This window comes from Winogradskyella thalassocola (genome assembly GCF_900099995.1).
GTDB classification, from domain to species: Bacteria; Bacteroidota; Bacteroidia; order Flavobacteriales; family Flavobacteriaceae; genus Winogradskyella; species Winogradskyella thalassocola.
The window spans coordinates 657,802-677,078 of sequence record NZ_FNCZ01000001.1 but is presented as its reverse complement, the minus strand read 5'-3'; the positions used below and the strand labels follow the sequence as shown (position 1 = coordinate 677,078).

Sequence of the window (19,277 nt, the reverse complement as noted above, 5' to 3'; positions counted from 1 at the left end):
ACTATGAAAACAACGCTACTAAATTCATTATTGGGAATTGCAATAGGTCTGACACCATTTGCAGTACAAGCCCAAACAACATCATATGATGTTACACCAGAGATCGTTACAGATCAATCTTATCATAACGATGGTATTGTTTCTGATATAACTGCTATGCCTGCAAATAACCCCTATTTGAATGGGAATAATGTAGGTGGAATAAATTCGTTAAAAATAGGAGCAAGTGCTGCAGACGGAAGCCCAAATACAACAAGTGCCATCATACCTTTTAAACTGCCTGCGCGCCCAGAGGGAAAATTAGTAGTTAATGCGAATTTAAAAGTACATGTTAATTATGGTCGCGAATGGATATCTTCGAATGTAGATTTATACGGACTTCCCTATAATGCGGTTAGCACTATATATCCTGCAGATCATTTTGATGCTGCGTATCCAGATGCCACAACCGGAGTAACAGCAGTTCAAGATGATTACTTTTCAAAAAATGTTGCCCCTGGATCTTTAGATACAGCACGTTTTGAAGAAACAAATGCTGGTGGAGATACCGCTTTAGTAGACTACTTAAATGCACAATATGATGCTGGTGCGGTTGCAGGCGATTATGTATTTTTAAGACTAAATGTTGATGACCCAGCGACTACTGGTGCTCACTATTTTGGAGTTGATGATGGTTCTACTGCAAACGCACCAACATTAACTATAGAAGTGGAAGATGCTGAGGTAAGCCCAACAACAGATTATGACTTGGTACCAGAGATAGTATTAGATCAAGCTTACCACGTTGATGGTATTGTTTCTGATATAGCTGCTTTGCCTGCTAACAATCCTTATTTGAATGGAAATAATGTTGGCGGAATAAATTCGTTAAAAATAGGAGCAAGTGCTGCAGACGGAAGCCCAATTACAACAAGTGGTATTATTCCATTTAAATTACCTGCGCGTCCATCAGGTCAGTTGGTAGTTTCTGCTAATTTAAAAGTACATGTTAATTATGGTCGCGAATGGATATCTTCTAACGTAGATTTATATGGACTTCCTTATAATACGGCTAGCACTATTTATCCTGCAGACCATTATGACGGCGCGTATCCAGATGCTACAGCTGATGTTACAGCAATTCAGGATGATTACTTTACAAAAAATGTTGACGCTGGATCTTTAGATACAGCACGTTTTGAAGAAACAAATGTTAATGGAGATACTGCTTTAGTGGACTACTTAAATGCGCAATATGATGCTGGTGCGGTTGAAGGTGATTATGTATTTTTAAGATTAAATGTAGATGACCCAGCGACTACTGGTGCTCATTACTTTGGAGTTGATGATGGTTCGACTGCTAATGCACCAACATTATCAATTTCTATTAATAATGCATTATCCGTGGATAACGTAGAAAAATCAACTTTAAAATTATATCCAAACCCTGTAACTGATGGTAGGTTAACAATTACGTCAAACGGATTTAGTAATAATTCTAAATTGAATATTTTCTCAATCACAGGTCAATTAGTGCATTCTGAAAACGTTGAAGTTAATTCTACTCATTCTTTTAACACAACATTAAATTTAAAATCAGGTGTATACATCGTTAAACTTCAAGATGGAACACGTTCTAAAACACAAAAATTAATCATTCAATAATTAATAGCAACTTTTGAAAACGAGGGATCATTACATTCCCTCGTTTTCTATTTAATACTTATTATTTAATTAATCTAGTACTCACATGATCCTTCTCAAATATCCGTTTAACGACTAAAAAATTAAATACAGCAAACAAATTGACTTAATTAATCTTATGTAACCTTATAATTAAGTGGTGTATTGGTATAAAATATAAAAGGGGATTAAGAAATATTACTATTGATAATTTATTGTAGCCTCAAGCAAAGTGTTATCAAAATATTAAAAGCATTTTTACAAAAATACAATCGATTGTCTAACTAAAATAGTTTATTATGAACATCATAAAATTTCAATATGCATTTATAATGATATTAATAGGAATTATATCTATAGAGGCACAAAATTCTCAAATTATTCCAGCACATTCAGACGATATTACCATTAAAAACGATAACACCTCTTGGGGATGGGTTGGTCAAACAACCGCAAGGTTAGGTCATAATAATGCACAAGCCTATATTATTCCATTTCAATTACCTGTTTTACAACCTGGAGAATCCATCACATCTGCAGATTTAGCCGTTGAAGTAATTTCATATAGTAACCAACCAAGTAACGCAAATATTGATTTATACGGTCTTCCTTTTAGAATAACATCCGCCGTAGATTTAAATACCGATTATTTTGTTGGAGCATTGGATGCTTCAGCAACACTAATTAAAGATAATATATTTGTAGATAACGTCACTGGATTGGTAAATTTAGACTCCAATTCTCAGCAAAATTTAGTTTCATATATAAATGCTCAATACACTGCTGGAGCTGTGGGAGGCGATTTTATTTTTATACGTTTTAGTGCTGACGTCAACAGTATAGAAACTTGGAATTTAGCGTCGCAAGATTATGGAACGATTAATAATAGACCTGTTTTAGAAATTGCTATAACTAATACTAGCAATACAACTCCTACACTTACTTACATTGGCAACCAAAATATTGAAGAACAATCGTCCTTAAATGTGAACATCAGCGCAAGCGATGTGGATGGTGATTCGCTTTCCATAATTTCTAGTACTTTACCAGGTTTTGCAACATTATCCGACAATGGAGATGGTACAGCCGTTATTTCTTTAAATCCACAACTTGGAGACGCAGCAACATATTCAGTAACCATTACTGTTAGCGATGGTATTGAAACGGTTACTGAAACTATTTCTATTGTAGTATCAGCATACCAAACTCCTGTAACTGGAGTTTATTATTGTGATCCTGTAAACGGAAATATCAATAATGACGGTTCACAAGCAAACCCTTGGAGCACGCTAGCTGCAGTAGTATATACAAATAAACCCCTTAATTCTGGTGATATAATTTACTTAATGTCTGGTGATCATGGAGATCCATATATCAACAATCTGTCTTTTAACGACTACGTTACGGTAAAAGCATTAAGCGGAAATGCTCCAATAATTAAGTCAATTCAATTGGTAAATTCTTCGTATTGGGCTTTTGATGGCATTAAGATCGATGGAACAAATAATAATAAAACCAAAGAACAAGTTTTATTTTCTTCTGACGTAAATTCACATCATACTAAAATAATTAACTCAACAATATCATCTGCTGAAAATATAGAAACGTGGACCAAAACAGATTGGTATAATAACGTTACTAGTGGTATTCAAATAAGAAGTGACTACGCTTATTTAGAAAATAATTTAATAAAAAACACTTACCATGCTTTAGAGGTAAGAGGGGAGTTTACAGAAGTATATAACAATCTTATAGATAATTTTGCCGGCGATGCTATACGTGGTTTGGGGAGCAATTCAACCTATGAAAACAATACTATCAGAGATTGCTATATCAATGATTACGCTATACAGCATGATGATGGTTTTCAAGCCTATAATTTAGAAAGTGATCCAAAAATCTCAAATATTATACTTCGTAACAACGTGTTTATGTTATTTGCAGATCCTGTAACTCCTTTTATTCAAACAAATAGTTTGGTTGGAGATTTAATGCAAGGAATAATAATTACCGATGGATACGCTGATGGTTGGATTGTTGAAAATAATATTGTTAGTAATAATCAGGATCATGGTATATCACTATACGGTGCCCGTAATTGTAAAGTACAGAATAACACTGTCGTTCAATCTCCTTTATATTCTGATGCTGATCATGTCCCATGGATTATGTTAACAGATCAAACCAAAACGGGTCAGACTAATTTTAATAATGTAATTAGAAATAATATTTCAGCAAAATATACGACATGGACGTATGACACAACCTCAACAGTGGAACATAATATAACCATAGATGGTAGTAATTATGCCAACTACAGTAATTATTTTGTTGATTATGTGAATAATGATTTTCATTTATCAGCTACGAGTCCTGCTATAGATGCAGGTGTAGATACAGACTTAGCTTTAACAGATTTAGATGGCAATCCTAGATCTATCGGAATTAGTGTAGATGCGGGATCTTATGAGTATACAGGCACAATAAATCCTCCAGCGAATATTGCTCCTGTTTTGGCTTCAATTGGAGGCAAAACAATGAACGAACTTGAAACCTTAGAAGTCTCAATTTCTGCTACCGATTCAGATAATGACACCTTAACTTTCTCTATAACAAACGCACCAAATTTTACAACGTTTGTTGATAATGGAGATGGTACTGCTTCATTAACTTTATCTCCACAAATAGGAGATGCTAATTCTTATAATATCACCGTTTCTGTAACCGATGGAACGGATTCAATTGAAGAAATTATTCTAGTAACTATAAACCCAGATGGAACGACTCCCTTAAATAATGCTCCTATAATTGCTAATGTAACAAACCAATCTGTCGAAGAAGATAACATACTTAATGTAAATATTTCGGTAACCGACAGCGATAATGATACCTTAACAATAACATCTACAAGCTTTCCAAATTTTGCAACGTTTACAGACCATGGTGATGGTACAGCCTTATTTGAATTTACACCTTTAGAAGGTGATGCAGGGACTTATAACATTAACGTTCAGGCAACAGATAATATAGACACTACCACATTGAGCTTTGTTTTAAGTGTTTCTGAATTCTCCAATGTAACTGGAACAGCCTATTATTGTGATCCAATTAATGGATCTATGAGCAACCCTGGAACACTAGCTAGCCCATGGAAAAGCTTACAAGACGTATTTACTGCTCAAAAAACGTTTAATTCTGGTGATGTAATTTACTTACTATCAGGAGCTCACGGAAGCCCTTATATGACAGGTACGCATTCAGATTATGTAACTATAAAGCCATTAAGTGGAGAGCATCCAGTTTTAGCCTCCGTCCAAGTTGAAAATGGATCTTATTGGGCATATGATGGATTAACATTTTCAACTGATGGGTCTGGCGGTAATTTCGCAAGAGATTACATGTTCTTAACAAAAGACGATGCCACTTATTTAAAAATTGAAAACTGTACATTCTCTAGTGCAAATGATTCTTCAACTTGGTCTAAAAACGATTGGTATGCAAATTCTGAAGATGCAGTTATTATTCGTGGGGATAATACAATCTTTAATAACAACACCATCAAAAATGTGTATTTTGCATTACAAATAGAAGGTGATTATGCTGAAATTAGAAATAACTTAATTGATAATTTTGGCGCAGATGCTATTAGGGCATTAGGTTCACACGCTATTTACGAAAATAATATTATTAGAGATGCTTATATCGAAGATTACAATATAAATCATGATGATGGTATACAGATGTACGACAAGGATAATGTTGCAGCGGGAATTATAGAGGATGTCGTTATTAGGAATAATAAAATATTCAACTTTGCAGACCCTATAACTCAAGACATGGTTAATGATAATTTAATAGGGTACTCTATGCAAGGTATTATTATTACCGACGGTCATACAGAAAATGTAATTGTAGAAAATAACTTGGTAGTTTCTGATCACTATCACGGCATCACACTTACAGGTGCCATTAATTGTAAAATTCAAAATAATACAGTTTCTAAAACCCCAACGTCTTACAATCCCGTGAGTGATGCAATACCTTGGATACAAGTTAAAAATGATAAGCAAGGTAATGGAAGTACAGGGAATATTATAAGAAATAATATAGCCGCAAAATATACACCATGGACTTATGATGAAACAACTAATACAGTAGAATATAATATTATAGTATCTGCAATTGACGCTATCAATACTTATGAAGATTTTAATAATTTGGACTTTAATCTAAAAACCGGAAGTTCTGCAATTGATGCTGGTGTAAATACAGGTCTTACTACTTTAGATATTAATGGAGACCCAAGATCTGTTGGTGCAGCAGTAGACTGTGGAGCTTTTGAATTTCAAGCGAGTGCAGATATAACTTCACCTGTTGTTGTAAATGCAAATAATTCATTTTTTAATGATGAATTTGTCATTACATTTAGCGAAAGTGTGACTAAAGCTTCTTCAGAGTTGCCAGGAAATTATACTTTAAGCGATGGTGCAACTATAAATTCAGCCTCTTTATCTGAAGATAATAAAACGGTAACATTAACCTGTTCTGCTCTAAATGGAAACTCTATCTATACTATTACCGCCAACAATGTAGAAGATTATGCAGGTAATACATCCTCTAATTCTACGGCAACTTTTGTATATGAATGCGACACGGATTGGGCAAGTACTTTTCAAGATGATGAATGGGGATTTAATCCATCGTCAAATGCTTTTGATGGAGATAACCAAACAAAATGGGCAGCTGAAGGAAATCAGTGGATACAAAAAGGGTTTTGTGAAATTGTAACGGTTCAATCGGTAGATATTACCTTTGGTTTAGGTGATGAAAGAGCTTATAGTTTTGTAATTGAAGTTTCAACAGATGGACGTAATTTCACTCAAGTACATTCAGCTACGAGTACCGGAACTACGACAGCTGCGGAACATTTTGATTTTGTAGATGTCTCAGCAAAATATCTTAGAATAGTAGGTTCAGGAAGTAATGTTAATGGGTGGAATAATTATTCAGAAATTGTTATTAATACATCAGGATATACTCCTCCAACAAATACAGCCCCTCTTTTAGAATCAATTGGAAATCAAACCATTACGGAAGGTGAAACTTTAAATATAATTATTTCTGCTACAGATACCGATGGAGATACATTGAGTTTTTCAGCAAATAATTTGCCGTCGTTCGCAACAATTATAGATAATAGTGATAATACGGCAACGTTAACTATTGCTCCTGCTATTGGAGATGCATCTACAAATAGTATTTCTATTTCTGTAAATGATGGTACAACAACCGCTACTGAAACCTTAAATATTGTGGTAAATAATGACTCAACTACGGTTAATAATGCACCTGTTTTGTCTAATTTAGTAAATCAAACTCTAAATGTTGATGAAGTTAAAATCATAAATATATCGGCAACAGATGCTGATGCTGATGTATTAACTTTTGCAATCAATAATGCACCCAGTTATATCACTTTTTTTGATAATGCAGACGGAACAGCTACAATAACGTTATCCCCTATTTCAGGCGATGAAGGTGCTTCAAGCATAACCGTTACAGTTAATGATGGGGAATTAAATGATAGCGCTATATTAAATATTCAAGTTAATGCTATTCCTCAAGAAAATAACTACCTCTTAGAAGCAAACATGAACGACCAAACGGTGTATTATAATGGAGGAATGCAATGGGTAGGATATCATACGCATAGAATAGGATCAAACAATAAAACATCAGCTATAATTCCTTTTCAAATTCCAGCGTTAGCACAAAACGAAAGGCTTACCTCTGCTACCTTAAATTTTCAGCTATTACAAAGTGGTGGAAACCTAGCGCATAAGGTCGATCTTTATGGGTTACCGTATAGAAGCAGCAGTACTGTTTTAAGTACCGATTATTATGCTGGAGTTTATGATACCGACACAACAGCTACAGCAATAGAGGATGATATTTTAGATTTAAATTCACTACAAGGGAATCTTCAAAGTTCTTCATCTCAAAACATTGTTAATTACATTAATAGTCAAATAGATAATGGAGCCGTTACAGGAGACTTTATATTTTTTAGATTTAGTTTAGATTACAACGGGTCTGGAAATTACAACTACTGGGATATTGCATCACAAGATCATACAGTATCAAGTTATAGACCTGTCTTAAATTTTGACACTTCTCTAACTGCAGGCAAAGCAATTAATAGCAATTCGGACAAAACAATTGAAATTGAAAATTCCATTTTTAGTGTCTACCCTAACCCGATTAATAATAGTAAAGTAACTATTTCTAGTAATATGCTAAGTCAGAAACCTATTCTTGAAATTTATTCATTAACAGGTCAGTTAGTCTATAAGCAGCACGTAAAAACAACGCTATCAAATAAAGTACATTTAGATGTACAATTAAACTCTGGTGTATATATTTTACAATTAAGAACCATATCAAATTCTTATTCTCAAAAAATTATCGTTAATTAAAAAAATAGATTTACTTATAAAAAAACAAAAATGGCCCCTAAAACTCAAAATCAAGTACCCATACCTGCTACTATTTCAGAAGCGGCAAAGACTATGTTGCACGGTTGGTCAATTGAAGGAAGAAATGCTGGAGCTAATTTACCAAAGCATAACGCTCCTATTGCTGAGTGGGAAGAAAGACAACATGCGTTTAAAATTGAAGCAGAAAAACCTATAGCTCAACTATTAGAATTGTATCAACCTCAAGTAGAAACCATCTTTTTAGATGGCATTAGAGCCATTGATATTAAACCAAAGAATTATCAAGAATCCGATAAAGTCATTATTTACATTCATGGTGGAGCATTTGTGTTTTATCCTGCTGATGTCACTTTATTATCTAGTATTCCTTTAGCAGATGTTAGCAACTTAAGAATAATAGCTATTGATTACACCTTAGCACCACAAGCAAAATTTCATCAGATAATAGATGAAGTTATTACAGCATACAAAGCTCTATTAAAAACTTATAAAGCAGAACATATTGCAGTTTATGGAGATTCCGCAGGAGGTACAATTACTGTTGGCGCCATTTTAAAAATGCGTGATTTAAAAATAAATTTACCAAGTGCTGTTGTGTTATGGTCTGCGTGGTTAGATTTAAATGAGATAGGAGACTCCTATCAGACATTAAAAGACACAGACCCTACATTAATTTATAAAGGATTTTTAGAAAATTGTGCAGAAGCTTATGCATCAAGAAAGGAATGGGAAAACCCATACGTTTCACCTGTGTATGGAGATTATTCAAAAGCCTTTCCTCCCACTCTAATTCAAGTGGGAAGCAAAGAAATATTTTTAAGCAATTCCCTTAGAATGTATCGTCAACTAAAAGAAAACAATAAAGATGTGGAATTAGATGTTTATGAAGGAATGTGGCACGTTTGGCAAGGTCATTATGATATTCCAGAATCAAAAATAGCTATCAAAAACACAAAAAACTTTATTTATAAACACTTAGGGATTATCAAATAGTAGAATTATGAAAAAAACAATCTTATTTATAGTCTTAATTCATGGGTTTATCCTAAAGGCTTGCGCTCAAGAAAGTATTAATGAAAATAGTGACGATGATCAAACACCTATTGCTGAAAATGTAATTTTTGAATTAGATTTTGAAACCGCAGCGCAAGGAACATATACAACACAAAATTTAATAAGTGAAGGTGGAGAAATTCGTTGGTCCTTATTTGGTGATAAAGCCAATATCGTTGTTGATCCTGAGGGAGAAAAAGGGCAAGTTTTAAAAGTAGATTACCCAGAAGGAACTGTTGGACCAGAAACAAATGGCGTTCAATTTATAAAAACCTTACCGGCTTCCAATGAATATTATTTGGACTATTATGTCTTTTTTGAAGAAGGATTTGATTTTAGAGAAGGAGGTAAATTACCTGGTTTAACAAGTGGTGGTTCTACTTATACGGGTGGAAATCACCCCGACAATGGTGAAGGCTGGAGTGCACGATACATGTGGGTCAATAGAAACGCAGGCATTGAAGCTATAGTCTATTTTTATTATATGGATATGACTTCAGAATATGGAGATTCAGTGAATTCAGGAATATATTTTGAAACTGGAAAATGGTACCGCTTAACGCAACGTATCAAATTAAATCAAAACAACTTACCAAACGGCATTATGCAGGTTTGGATCGATGGTGTAAAAGTAATTGATGATACAGAAGTCCGCTATCGTTTATGGGATCAAGGTGATATTGATTCTTTTTACTTTTCAACATTTCATGGAGGCGCTACAGAGGATTGGGCTCCACAAAACGATTCCTTTGCGTTGTTTGATAAGATAAAAGTGACAAAATTAAAACCCGAATTTTAACTAAGATATTCGCGCTATTTTATGAAAACTAAAACTGTTTGTTTTATTATTTTTCTAACTTTTTATTCCATTTTTTCAGGTGCACAAAACAACTTGAAAGTAGATCCTGTTTTTTCTAGTCACATGGTTTTGCAAAGGCATCATAAAATCCCTGTCTGGGGAACAGCCAAGCCAGACACAAAAATAGTTGCAACTTTAAAAGGCACCACAATTAATACTATATCTAATAGTGAAGGTCACTGGAACGTTAATTTTGAGGCGTTAGAAGCTGGAGGTCCATATCGATTAAGTATTGAATCAACAGATGATTATATTCAACTCACAGACATTTTAATAGGTGACGTTTGGTTGGCTTCCGGACAGTCAAATATGCACCTTGATTTAAAACGCACTTTAAATGGAGATAGCGTTGCAAAAAAAGCAAACAATCCTAACTTAAGGATTTACAACATGAAACCCACTTACCCAACAGGTAAAGATGGTGTTCATACCTTGGAAGAATTAAAAAAAATTCAAAACAATAAATATTTTAATACCAAAGGTTGGGTAAAAGCAACGCCTGAAGATGTCCTATATTTTTCTGCTGTTGGGTATTACTTCGCCGAAAAATTACAAAGTGAATTAAATATTCCTATTGGTATTATTCACAATGCCGTTCCTGGTTCTCCCATCGAATCTTGGCTATCTAAAAAGGTAATTGTACAAGATACGGCCTTTACAAAGTTTGTAAAACAACGGTGGGAAGCCAAAGAAGAGGAAAAAGATGCGATGATTTCAGTAGCAAAACATCAAATATCATTGAGTGAAGACGTCAATCAGAAACACCCTTGGATGCCGAGTTACAATTACGAGAATGGCATTTTACCTGTAAAAAACATACCCATTAAAGGCGTTATTTGGTACCAAGGAGAATCCAATGCAGAAGCACCTGTGTTATACCAATCTATGTTTAAAAAAATGGTGGAGTTATGGCGTACAGATTTTAATGAAGACGTCCCTTTTTATTTTACACAATTAACCAGTAGAGAAGACAGACCTGCATGGCCAGAATTTAGATATGCGCAAAGCGAATCATTAAATGAAGTGCCCAATACCAAAATGGCCGTAATATCTGATGTTGGTGATCGGCAAGATACACATGCAAAAAACAAACAACCTGTTGGAGAAAGATTAGCATTATTAGCACTCGGTGACACCTATAAAGTGGCTAAGGATTACGAAAGTCCTGTTTTTGATAAAATTACCTTTTCTAATAACACTTATAGTATTCATTTTAAAGGGAAGTTTAGTGGTTTAAAAACGAAATCATCAGAAGATATTATTGGTTTTGAAATGAGTACGGACAACATCCATTTTAAAAAATTAGAACCTAGAATTGAAGGCAAAACAATAGCGTTTACCTTACCAAATAATCACAAAAAACCATTTTATATAAGATACGCTTGGAAACCCTATACAGAAGCTAATTTAACCTCAAATAATGGATTGCCTATATCAACTTTTCGAGCCAAAATAGATTAATCTATATTAGTGAGGTCAACAATTTTAATTAAAAGATAATATTGAAAAGAAATATGATAAATCCAGAGTCTAAAGTAAAAGTTAATGGATCCGGAAAAGATATTAATTTACTTAAACATACATGGAAAGCGCAATGGATAACACATCCAAGCGAATCGACGCTAGACTATGGTGTTTTTCTTTTTCGTCATGTTTTTACTCTCGAAAAGAATATAAGTGAATTCATCATTTTCGTATCTGCCGACAACCGTTATAGACTTTTCGTTAATGGAGAACGTGTTTGTTACGGACCATCAATTGGAGATACAGCACACCAACGCTATGAAACTCTAGATATAGCCGATCAATTAAACGTGGGTAAAAACGTTATCGCTGCTGAAGTAGTGAATTTTGGAGAGTACAGAAGTGTATCGCAAGTGACTTACCAAACGGCTTTTATTTTACAAGCAGACCGAAACCTCAACATAGATATTAATACCGGAAGTGCCGATTGGAAAGTGATTAAAAATCATGCATTTTCACCAATTAATATCACTAGTGAAATGATGAACGCTTATTATGCTGCCGGACCGCGAGACCGAGTTGATGATTCAAAATATCCTTGGGGCTGGAACCAATTAAAGTTTAACGACCACAACTGGTTATGCCCAAAAAGTACAACAACGGAGTTCGCTGTTGGGAGAGGATTTTTATATGGAGGAGCTTGGCATTTAGTACCAAGAACCATTCCTTTTATGGAAGAAAAAGTAGAAAGGTTTCCTGAAATTATTCGGGTGAGTGGTATTGAAAAAAATGACGATTTTTTAAATAACAAAGCCTCAATAATTCCTAAGAATTCGAAAATAAAAATTCTAATAGATCAAAAACACCACACTACAGGTTACCCAGAACTAACGTACAGCCATGGAAAGGACAGTGAAATAAAAATCACCTATGCTGAGGCTTTGGTAAAAGATAGCAATCCAGATGAAACAGTTTCTGACGGTAATTTAAACCTGGTTGATTTAAAAGGCAATCGCAACGATTTTAAAGGAAAATCCATATTTGGGTATTATGATGTCATTTGTCCTAATGGTGGTAAAAATAGATTTTATAAACCGCTTTCTCGAAGAACATATCGTTTCGTAGAGTTAGAAATAACGACAAAAGAAGAACCTCTAGTTTTAGAAGATTACCACGGCGTTTTTACAGGATATCCATTTGAAGAAAAAGCAAAAGTGGAGACAGGCGATCCATTTCTAAGTAAAATTTGGGATGCCGCATGGAGAACATTACGTAATTCTGCCGATGAGATGTATTACGATTCCTATTATGAGAATTTACAATATATAGGTGATACAAAAATAGCATCGCTAATCTCAATTTATGTATCTGGAGATGATAGATTAATGCGAAAAGCCATACAACAATTCGATGACTCACGCACCTCAGAAGGTTTAACCCAAAGTCGTTATCCATCAAACATAATTCAAATTATACCACCTTTTTCTTTGATTTGGGTCGATATGATTTACGATTATTTTATGTATCGAAATGATCCTGAATTTTTACGTCAATTTATTCCCGGAATTAAATCGGTAATAGATTGGTTTGCTTCTCGCGTTGATGAAACAGGTATGATTACAAATTTAAAATGGTGGAATTTTACAGATTGGACTACTGATTTTCCAAGTGGTATTCCTCAAGGATCGGATGATGGTTATTCTGCAAATATTGCCTTGCAGTTTGCCAAAACCTTAGATCATGCTCAAGCTGTATTCAGTTATTTTAATTTAGAACAAGAAGTCAATGCATATCAAATACTATCTAAACGCATTAAAAAGTCAGTTTTAGACCGCTGTTTTGATACAAAAAAAGGACTTATTGCTGAAACACCAGATAAAAAAGAATTCTCACAGCACACAAATATCTTAGGTATATTAACCGATACATTTAAACAAGATGTTCAATCTGACATAATGAAAAAAGTACTTGAAGACGAGACCCTTTTTCAAGCGACCATTTATTTCAAATTTTATGTATTCAGAGCCTTGCAAAAGGTTGGTTTAGGAGATATGTATTTCGATTTATTAGGGTCTTGGCGGGGCATGATTGATGATGGCATGACGACCTATGGTGAAACCGACATTAATCCGCGCTCAGAGTGTCATGCATGGAGCTCGAGTCCAAACTTCGATTTTATTCATACCGTTGCCGGAATATATCCAGGCGAACACTCATTCAAGTCAGTTATAATCGAACCAAATTTAGGAAGACTAAATAAACTTGAAGTCCAATTCCCTCATCCTCAAGGTATGATTGTCGTTCGCTATGCAACGAATGATAATAAGATAAATGCAGAGGTTTCAATGCCAAAAGACCTCACAGGTGAGTTTAAATGGAAAGGGAAATCGGTGGCACTGGCTGAAGGAAAACAAACGATATCATTGTAAAAAAATAAAATATTAATATGAAATACGGTAGTTTTATAAATAATGGACTAGAGTATAAAATAACAAACCCACAACCGCCTCGAGATTGGTTTAATATGTTGTGGAACCCAACATACTTGGCTAGTGTGGGACAAAACCTTAATGGCTTTTCATTGTATCAAAATGAAGCAGGAGTTCTGACTAACTTATTTGGAAAACAAGATGACAGAAGTGCACCAAGACATATCTATATAAGAGATAACGAAACTAAAGAAGTGTGGTCCGTATCACCAAAAACAACTGGTGTTGAATTAGACAACTATAGTTGTACTCATGGATTAGGATATACAACTTTAGAGAGTAAAAAAAATGGTATTAAAGTCACATTTCAAATATTTGTACCACGTAAAGAAGCCGGCGAAATATGGTCTTTAAATGTATTGAATGAGTCTAGTAGACCACGAGATATATCCGTATTTAGCGTAGCAAAAGTGATTTTAGATGGAGTAAATTTAACCTATGGCTATAATTCAGCGGTAGACGGATATCACGATACAGAAAAACAGAGGTTATTTTTTAGAAACCGATCGGTAAGTGTTATGACTGAGAAATATCGTGCATTTACGTATACCGATGTGCCTTTTGATCACTTTGATATTAGCCGAGATGTGTTCTTAGGCCACAGCCTCAGTTTTGAAATGCCAGAATGTATAGTTAAAGGACAATTAAGTGATAGTGATGCTTCAACAGAATATATGGTGTCTGCCTTACAGCACAATTTAAATCTAGATGATGGAGCTGAACAACGGATTAATATTGTAATGGGTATTGTATTTGATGAAGCAGAAGCCGATGAGTTTACAGCCTTATATGCCAATAGTGAACGTATTGATGCCGAACTTGAAACAATTAAAAAACAAAATATAGCCAGATTAGGCCTTTCAGAATTAAATACGCCAGATGCGGATTTTAATAATCTGTTTAATGTTTGGATGAAACATCAGTTACATCTTATGGCAGATTGGGCGAGGTTTTATTTTAAGGGCTATCGCGATACACTGCAAGATGCTGCAGGCGTCACCATTATAGACCCTGACCGCGCTTTAAAAATGTTAGAAAAAGCCCTCGAAAACCAAAAAAACAGTGGGTTTTGTCCAAGAGCATTTAGAGTATCTTCCATGGAGGTCGCTGCTGCAGATAAACATTATTCAGATTCCCCAAGTTGGATCAGTCACGCCACATATTCAATACTTCGAGAAACAGGAGATCTTAGTATGTTAGATAGAGTTGTAGCATATTCTGATAGTGGCGAAGATACCATCTGGAATCACAACTTAAAAGCTTTAGATTTTCTATGGAACGACAGAGGAGAACATGGCTTAGCATTAATAAGACATGGTGACTGGAATGACCTAATGGACCGTGTTGGAGCCGAAGGAAAAGGAGAAGGTGTTTGGATGAGTATTGCACTGGCAAAAGCGCTTAAGGTTGTTGAAGAAATTGCGCGTTGGAAAGGGGACACAAAAATAGCAACACAATGTGCCGAAAGATATCATGAAATTAAAGCCAATATCTTAAAATACGGATGGGATGAAGATCATTTTATTTATGCCTATACTGATGCAGGAAATAAAGTTGGAGATAACGCTTCAGAAGAAGGGCAAGTTTTCATAAATCCGCAGTCATGGGCTGTACTTGCAGGCATTATTGATGCTGAAAAATATGAAGATATCATGAAAAAAGTGGAACCTATGGTAGATACACCTGTTGGTCCTGTTCATAATTGGCCACCATTTACAAAATACAATAAAGACATCGGTTCTATAACTGGGATTCCACAGGGTAATTTTACCAATGGAAACGTCTATTGTCATGCCGCATCCTTTAAGATTGCCGCAGATTATGCTGCAGGAAGAAACGATAAAGCCTTTGAAACCTTTAAAAGAATTCTACCTTCTGAGGAGAAATCAGAACCTTATGCACAACCCAATAGTTATGTAGGACCTTCGGCATTACGAAAAGATAGACACGTCTCTGACGACCCATGGCGAACAGGTACTGTGGCTTGGAATATGCTCAACTGTTTTGATAATCTTTTAGGATTCAAAAGAACACTAAAAGGAGTTACTATTCAACCGCAAATACCTTCGTTTTGGAATACGGTATCATATAAAAGAGTTTTCAGAGGTACTACATTCAATGTCACGATAAAAAGAGGTGATATACAAAAGGTGTTAGTTGACGGTAAAGAACAAACAGATGGTTTTATTGAAGTACCAGAATCTGGACTAATCAAGAAGGAAATTGCAATAGATTTTCAAATAGGAAAAAGTAATACAAATTAAATGGAGTCAGAAAAACAAAGTATTGGTGTAGAGGAAAATATATCGATAAAAGAAAAAATAGGTTTTAGTTTAGGGGATACGGCTTCAAATCTGGTGTGGCAGACCTTAATGATTTTTCAACTGTACTTTTATACCGATATTTTTGGCTTGCCAGCAGCTGTAGTAGGTACCATGTTTTTAATTACAAAAATATGGGATTCCATAAATGACCCCGTAATGGGACTTATTGCAGATCGTACAAATACAAAATGGGGTAAATTCCGTCCTTTTATTTTATGGCTAGCCTTACCATTTGCATTGGTAGGAGTACTAACTTTTACAACCCCAGATTTTAGCCTAACAGGTAAAATTATATACGCCTATGTATCCTACACACTTATGATGATGGTGTACACGGCTATAAATATCCCTTACTCTTCATTAATGGGAGTTGTTTCTGCGAGTCCTTCACAGCGCGCAAGTTTTTCACAATACAGATTTATGTTTGCGTTTACTGGAGGATTACTAGTACAAGCATTAACGCTTCCTCTAGTAAATAGCATAGGAATGGATAATACAAGTGTATTTTCAGCAGAATTAAATACCAATCAAATTGTTATTACTGAAAATGGGGTTGGCGCATCAAAATTAGTTTTAAATGCAGATTTAGGTGAAGATACCCTTTTAACCAAAAACGTAACCGTAATTGTTTATAGAAAAGATTTAGAAAGTGACATTGATGCTACTACAGGTATTTTATATCTTGAAGAAGGTTTTGGAACATATACTTTAAACCCTTCATCTTATTTTGAAGAAGATATTTCATCTAAAGAATTATCAGTTGAAGTGGTAAATGAGGCTAAAGGGTTTCAAGGTGTCATGATCGTATTTGGAATTATGTCCGTTATCATGTTTCTAATCACATTCTATACCACCAAAGAGCGCGTATCACCTCCCAAAGAACAGAAAACAAATATCAAAAATGATTTTAAAGACTTATTTAGCAATAAACCTTGGTTGGTGTTGTTGTTGGTTGGAGTTATAAGTTTAGCCTATGTTGCCATTCGATATGGATCAGTTATGTATTATTTTAAGTACTACATAGAAGATGAATCTCTAGTGAGTTCATTTTTAGTGTCAGGAACTATAGTCACCATCATAGCCATTTCTTTTACTGAGAAATTATGTAACAGATTTGGTAAAAAGAAAGTTGTAATTGCATGCCAACTCATTGCTGGTACTTTTACAGCACTATTCTTCTTTGTCGACAAATCTAATATTACTATGATATTTGCGCTTAACATCATTGTAAGTTTAGCTTCAGGTCCACCAGCCCCAATCTTATTTGCGATGTATACAGATACGGCGAGTTATTCTGAATGGAAGAATAACAGGCGCGCTACCGGTTTAATTATGTCGGCATCTACAATGGCTCAAAAATTTGGACTTACCATCGGAGCGGCTTTAGCGGGATGGATATTAGCATATTATGGATTCAAAGCTAATACCACCCAGACAACTGAATCTGCTTTTGGGATACTTTTGATGGTAAGTTTAATCCCTGCTGCAGGTAGTTTTCTAGTCGCTGGTGTTATGAGCTTTTATCCACTCGATAATAAAACAATGGATAAAATTGAAAGCGAGTTGAAATCGAGAAGAGCATTATCAGAAAAACAATAATTTTTGTAAAAATTAATAGAATAGATATGACGTTATCAATAAGGTTTATAGCCATTACTATTTCGATTTTATCGTTAACATCTTGTAAAAACAAGGTTGAGGTTAAAGAACATAAAGCGGAAACAAAGCAAGAACTTATAGACAGAGTGTTTTCACTTACAGAACATCAATACGATTATTTAATAAGTAGAATAGATACCATTTCACAATTGTTAAATCCCAGAAGTTTAAACAATGATGGGTCGCTTAGAATGGCCTATAAACAAGATTGGACTTGTGGTTTTTTTCCAGGCTCACTGTGGTATTTATACGAACAAACAAAAGACAATAAGTGGAAAATAGAGGCCGAAAAGTTTACAGAGGCCTTAGACTCCGCTCAATTTGTAAAATGGAACCACGATGTTGGATTTATGATACAAAACTCTTTTGGACAAGGCTATCGTCTTACTGGAAACGAAACCTATAAACAAGCCGTTGTTGATGCGGCAAAATCGTTAAGTACACGTTACAGACCCGTTGCAAAAGTAATCCAGTCTTGGGATACTGATGCTCCATGGATTCAAGGAAAAGGATTAGATATGCCTATTATTATTGATAATATGATGAACTTGAATTTGTTATATCAAGCCACTAAGCATACGGCAGATTCAACGTTTTCAAATATCGCGAATGCACACGCCACAACTACCATTAAAAACCAGTATAGACCTGATTATAGTTGTTATCATATCATAGACTATGATCATATTACGGGTGAAGTACGTAAAAAAGTAAATTTTCAAGGCTTCGCTGACGAGTCTGCTTGGGCGCGTGGACAGGCATGGGGTTTGTATGGTTATACGGAAGCTTATAAAGAATCGGGGCATAAAATATTCCTAGAGCAAGCTAAGAAAATTGCAGATTATATAATGAATAACGATAAAATTCCAAATGATAATATCCCTAATTGGGATTATGATGCCGTAAGTGCAGAAGAGATTCCACGAGACGCCTCAGCAGCAGCTATCGTAGCATCGGCATTACTAGAATTACAAGCTTTTGATTTAGAACATAAAAAAGAATATTTAGACTACGCTGAAACCATCTTGAGAACACTTTCTTCTGATGAGTATTTATCTCAAAAAAACGAAAACGGAGGCTTTATCTTAAAACATTCTGTAGGCAATTTTCATGAGAATAATGAGACAGATGCTCCACTAAATTATGCGGACTACTACTATTTAGAAGCCTTAATTAGATGGTCTAATATCTAACTACATAAATTAAAAACGGAAATTTATACGAACTGCTCAAACCTTTATCAGTTTTGTCTTTTCTTCATTATTCAGAA

9 protein-coding genes are annotated in these 19,277 nt (G+C 34.7%); all 9 read left to right on the top strand.

Going from position 1 to position 19,277, the window contains the following annotated elements; all coding sequences use genetic code 11:
• Nucleotides 1-3: 3 nt before the first annotated feature.
• Nucleotides 4-1,644, top strand: a complete 1,641-nt coding sequence (locus tag BLT80_RS02840; RefSeq protein ID WP_092466068.1) for a T9SS type A sorting domain-containing protein — start codon at nucleotides 4-6, stop codon at nucleotides 1,642-1,644.
• A 317-nt stretch (nucleotides 1,645-1,961) separates the two neighbouring features.
• The gene (locus BLT80_RS02835) at nucleotides 1,962-8,138 is read left to right on the top strand and encodes a choice-of-anchor Q domain-containing protein (protein ID WP_092466067.1); all 6,177 of its coding nucleotides are present in this window, start codon (nucleotides 1,962-1,964) and stop codon (nucleotides 8,136-8,138) included.
• 30 nt (nucleotides 8,139-8,168) lie between these two features.
• On the top strand, nucleotides 8,169-9,152 hold the full coding sequence (locus BLT80_RS02830; protein ID WP_092466066.1) for an alpha/beta hydrolase: 984 nt from the start codon (nucleotides 8,169-8,171) through the stop codon (nucleotides 9,150-9,152).
• Nucleotides 9,153-9,159: 7 nt separating this feature from the next.
• Nucleotides 9,160-10,011, top strand: a complete 852-nt coding sequence (locus BLT80_RS02825; protein ID WP_092466065.1) for a polysaccharide lyase — start codon at nucleotides 9,160-9,162, stop codon at nucleotides 10,009-10,011.
• A gap of 21 nt (nucleotides 10,012-10,032) precedes the next feature.
• A complete protein-coding gene (locus BLT80_RS02820) occupies nucleotides 10,033-11,532 on the top strand; it encodes a sialate O-acetylesterase (protein ID WP_092466064.1) in 1,500 nt (499 codons plus the stop codon).
• A gap of 41 nt (nucleotides 11,533-11,573) precedes the next feature.
• On the top strand, nucleotides 11,574-13,964 hold the full coding sequence (locus BLT80_RS02815) for an alpha-L-rhamnosidase-related protein (RefSeq protein WP_139181004.1): 2,391 nt from the start codon (nucleotides 11,574-11,576) through the stop codon (nucleotides 13,962-13,964).
• Nucleotides 13,965-13,981: 17 nt separating this feature from the next.
• Nucleotides 13,982-16,288 (top strand): GH36-type glycosyl hydrolase domain-containing protein, encoded by a 2,307-nt coding sequence (locus BLT80_RS02810; RefSeq protein WP_092466062.1) that lies wholly within the window; start codon nucleotides 13,982-13,984, stop codon nucleotides 16,286-16,288.
• Nucleotides 16,289-17,947 (top strand): MFS transporter, encoded by a 1,659-nt coding sequence (locus tag BLT80_RS02805; RefSeq protein ID WP_092466061.1) that lies wholly within the window; start codon nucleotides 16,289-16,291, stop codon nucleotides 17,945-17,947.
• A 26-nt stretch (nucleotides 17,948-17,973) separates the two neighbouring features.
• Nucleotides 17,974-19,200 (top strand): glycoside hydrolase family protein, encoded by a 1,227-nt coding sequence (locus BLT80_RS02800; protein ID WP_092466060.1) that lies wholly within the window; start codon nucleotides 17,974-17,976, stop codon nucleotides 19,198-19,200.
• Nucleotides 19,201-19,277: the final 77 nt, after the last annotated feature.